2 protein-coding genes are annotated in these 2860 nt (G+C 75.5%); one reads left to right on the top strand and one right to left on the bottom strand.

Annotation, left to right across the window (positions count from 1 at the left end; all coding sequences use genetic code 11):
• Positions 1-1288, bottom strand: a 1288-nt coding sequence (locus TR46_RS15530) for a helix-turn-helix domain-containing protein (protein ID WP_236655342.1), incomplete at its 3' end; no start/stop codon positions are given.
• A gap of 775 nt (positions 1289-2063) precedes the next feature.
• Between TR46_RS15530 and TR46_RS42335 the strand changes: the two genes are divergently transcribed.
• On the top strand, positions 2064-2860 hold a 797-nt coding region (locus TR46_RS42335), incomplete at its 3' end, for a GNAT family N-acetyltransferase (RefSeq protein ID WP_042400497.1).

Genomic DNA, 2860 nt, shown 5'->3' with positions numbered 1-2860 from the left:
CCCCGCGCCCCCGGCCGTCCCTGGGCTCCGGGACGGCCGACTCGCGGCGGCCCCGCGCACCCGCCTCCGTTCGGCCGTCCTCCGCTGCCGCGTGGTCGGTGGCGTCCGGACGCCCGCCCCGGGGCCGGGCGCTCACCCGTCCTCCGCTGCGGGGCGCGCGCGCCTGGCCGGGGACCCGGCCCTGCTCGCCGCGGGGGTCCGGGCCGGCCGGGCTGCCGCCCTGCGGTCCGGTCGGCGGTGCCCCGTCGTCCTCCTCGGTGAAGGACGGCAGGGCGCCCAGTCCGCCCAGACCCACGGCGGCGACCGAGGGGGCGGTGGCCCCGTCGGCGGCGCCCGGCTGCGGACGCCGGGCCCGGAACGCGGTCCGGTAGACGGCCGGGCTCATCCCCAACTGCCGGCGGAAGTGCCCGCGCAGCGCCACCGGGGAGCGGAAGCCGCAGCGCCTGGCCACCTCGTCCACCGACGCCTCGGTGGTCTCCAGCAGCCGCTGGGCCTGCAGCACCCGCTGGGAGATCAGCCACTGCAGTGGAGCGCTCCCGGTGAGCGACCGGAACCGGCGGTCGAAGGTGCGCCGGCTCATGTAGGCGCGGGCGGCCAGGGCCTCCACGTCGAACTGCTTGGAGAGGTTGTCCAGGGCCCAGGTCACGACCTCGGCGAGCGGGTCGTTGCCGATCTCCTCAGGTAAAGACCGGTCGATGTACTGGGCCTGTCCTCCGGACCGGCGGGCCGGCACGACCAGCCGGCGGGCCAGCGCGGCCGCCGCCTCGGCGCCGTGGTCGGTCCGCACCACGTGCAGGCAGAGGTCGATCCCGGCGGCGGTGCCGGCGCTGGTGAGGACGTCGCCGTCGTCGATGAACAGCTCCCGCGGGTCGACCTGGACCTGCGGGTAGCGCTTGGCGAGGGTGGGCGCGTACATCCAGTGGGTGGTGGCCGGACGTCCGTCCAGCAGGCCGGCCGCGGCCAGCACGAAGGCGCCGGTGCACAGCCCGATGATCCGGGCGCCCTCCTGGTGGGCCTTGCGCAGCGCCGCGAGCGCCTCGGGGGGCGGGAGTTGGGCGGCCGAACGCCAGGCGGGGACGACCACGGTGCCGGCCCTGGCCAGGGACTCCAGGCCGTGCGGCGCGGTCATGGTCAGACCGCCGGTGGTGGCCAGCGGGCCGTCCTCGCCGGCGCAGACCAGCAGGCGGTAGCGGGGGACGCCGGCGTCCTGGCGGTCCACTCCGAAGACCGAGAGCGGGATGGAGCTCTCGAAGATCGGGGCGCCGCTGAAGAGCAGTACGGCGACGATCTCGGGGCGGCGTCGGCCGGAGAGCTTGCGGGCCGCGCCGGCCGGGGCCGGGGGCTCACCGCCCGCGCCGTTGCCGCCGCCGCTGGGTGGGGCTGTTTCGGCGCCCGCGCCCGGGGCGCCGCCGCGGGCATGGGGGGAGACCGAGCCGTCCGCTGACGCGGCGTTCCTGCTGACCCTGCTCAAGGCGCTCCGGCCCCCCTCGGTCGTGTGTCTGCCCGACGTGGCTGGTGTGCCGTGCGGAGCCCCCGGTCGACCTCCGGGGCTGCCGTCCGCACGGTCCACGCCTGCGACGTCATGGTTGTCCGGTCCTGTGCTGCATTGCGCGGCCCCCCGCTAGTGCCAAGATCGAATCTACTGGGTCCAGGGTTGCTGGTGCGACAAGTTCACCATCCGACGCTATGTCGATAAGGCAATTTGGCGTGAAGCATTCGATCACCGAGGGTGGCATTCACCGGGCCGCCGGGGAAGAGGGCGTGTCAGGCACTGGCCAGTTGTCGCACGGCCGCCCGCCCGCCCCGGAAGATTCCGCTGCTCAGTCGGTGCGTCTGGGCTGCGACGAAGCGCAATCGGGAAGGGGCGTCCTGAAGTTGACCGAAAAACAGCCATCGGGAGCACGAGAGGGTGCACGGAGGTGCGCGGGGCGCGCATGGGGCGCATGGATCGGGGTCACCGGCGCCCGGTGCGCGGCGAAACCGCCGAACTGGCCGAACAGGAAGGCGGGTGGCCCGGTGGGGGCCGCGGACCCGGGCCCGGAACCGGCGGATAGCATCGGCCGATGGAGCCTCGGAATCGCCTCGAACTGGCCAATGACAACGCGGCCGGGCAGTGGCTGGCTCTCGCCGGCGTCGAGGGCTGGGAGGCCCGCACCGCTCCGGGCTGGGTCGCCGTCCGCTGCGGCGGCGACAGCGGCAACGCCCACCAGGTGCAGCTCACCAGGGAGCCCGCGGACGCGGCCGCGCTGACGGCGGAGCTGGTCGCCGTGTTCCGCGAGTGGGACACCCGCCGGCTCTCCCTGGTCGACCCCTACGGCGCGGTCGACCTCTCCCGCTACGGCTGCGAGCGCACCCTGCCGACGCCGGTGATGGTCCGGGAACCGGGACCGCTGCCGCCCCGCCCGGACCGGTGGTCGCCGTTCGGGGCGCACGCCGGGGTGCCGGCCCGGTTGCAGGCCCCGTTGCAGGCCGGGGTGCCGGCGGACGCCGTGGCGGACGAGGACCCGCGGGTCGCCGCCGGGCCGGTGTCCGCGGAGGTCTCCGAGGCCCGGCGGGAGCACGAACTCGCCGACGCGGAACGGATGGTGGTCGAGGGCTTCCCGGTCGCCGCACGGCTTCCCTGGCGGCGCGGGGAGACCTTCCCGCCGGGTTGGGATGTCCTGGCCGGACGACGTACCTGGCTGGCCCGGCTCCGGGACGAACCGGTCGGGGCCTGTGTCTCCTGGGACGACGGCAGGTCGGTCGGGGTGTACTGGGTGGCGGTGCTGCACGGGCACCGGTCCCGGGGGATCGCCAGGACCATGATGGAGACCGTGCTCCGGGCGCATCCGGACCGTCCCGCCGTGCTCAGTGCGACGCT

Origin of the sequence: Streptacidiphilus carbonis (genome assembly GCF_000787775.1) — a bacterium.
Classification (GTDB): domain Bacteria; phylum Actinomycetota; class Actinomycetes; order Streptomycetales; family Streptomycetaceae; genus Streptacidiphilus; species Streptacidiphilus carbonis.
This window is presented reverse-complemented; position numbering and strand designations above follow the sequence as displayed.